Genomic DNA, 1,137 nt, shown 5'->3' with positions numbered 1-1,137 from the left:
ATCTGGAGTTGGACCGCCAACGTGTCCATTCCATTGTCGCGTGGCCATGGATTATTAATTCACTATTGAATTAGAAATGGAATAAGGCCCCGAACCCGTGGAAGCCGCCGTCACCTTGATGCCCGCCGCCTGCAGCGCGCGATGCGTGGCCATGGCAACGTGGCCGCCCTGCGAATAGCCGGTAATAAAGAGCTTGCCATTCCCCCGGGTTGCCCTGCCCGAGTCCGCCCGGCCCAGCGCGACCCGCGCGGCCCGCAGCGAGTCGATCATGTCCGCCGATTGCTGGTGGGCGTTCAGGTAGGGGTGATAGGAAAGCTCGGAGCCGGCGTAACCCGCGTAGTTGCTCGCCACCACGATATAGCCCTGCGCGGCGTACATGGCCGCAACGCTGATGCCCTCCGAGGCGCCATCGCCGTTGCCCGGGTCCTTCTGCGTCAGGTCGGCAACGTTGTATTCGCGGTAGGTGGTGGTGCCGTGCGCGTACATCAACGCCGGGCGTGGCCCGCTGCATGCGCGCCCGCCGCTTGGAATCATCAGCGCGCCGCTGGCGGTGGTCGGCTCGTTCGCGCCGCCGATGGTGCGGTAGCGGAAGTAGACGATCTCCAGGTCGCACGCAGGGGCGCCGGCGACCTGCAATAGTTGTCGGCCTGAATCGCTCGCGTTGAGAACGCCGGCCAGCGCAGCCGCGCTCAGGCGCAGCGTGGTCCTCTGATCGAGGAGCTGGCCTCGATTACTGTTGTGGTTGTAGTTGTTGTTGTTGCCGTTGCCGTTGCAGCTGCCCTCGCCGCAAAAACTCGCCGATTGCGCGTAAGCCGCCGCGCTCAGCACCAGACACGTCAAGGCCGCAAAGCCCGCCTTCGCCATGGTCAATCGCATCTTCCAGCCCCCCCGCCTGTGGTCTACGTCAGTTAGCCTGATCTACACAATTAGCGGAGTGTAGGTAAATGGATCAACCACCTGCCAGCCTCATAGCGCGCGATCTCGTATTGTGAAATTGGCGACAGGAAACGGGCAATCGGCCGGGAGCGAGCAACTGATACTCCATTCTTTCTCAGAAGTTTCTATAATTGCTCGCCATGAGCAAGGTTTATCGGATCAACGAATTCGCAAAGCGCATCGGACGGGCTCCCAGTACGG

The 1,137-nt window shown here is 61.8% G+C and carries 1 pseudogene; it reads right to left on the bottom strand.

Going from position 1 to position 1,137, the window contains the following annotated elements:
* Window positions 1-72 precede the first annotated feature (72 nt).
* Window positions 73-876: pseudogene (locus ACGLHR_RS51805) on the bottom strand (alpha/beta hydrolase family protein); the annotation flags it as partial.
* Window positions 877-1,137 lie beyond the last annotated feature (261 nt).

Origin of the sequence: Cupriavidus sp. CuC1 (genome assembly GCF_044627735.1) — a bacterium.
GTDB lineage: Bacteria > Pseudomonadota > Gammaproteobacteria > Burkholderiales > Burkholderiaceae > Cupriavidus > Cupriavidus ulmosensis.
Note: the sequence above shows the minus strand (reverse complement) of the source record. Positions and strands in the feature narration are given on the sequence as shown.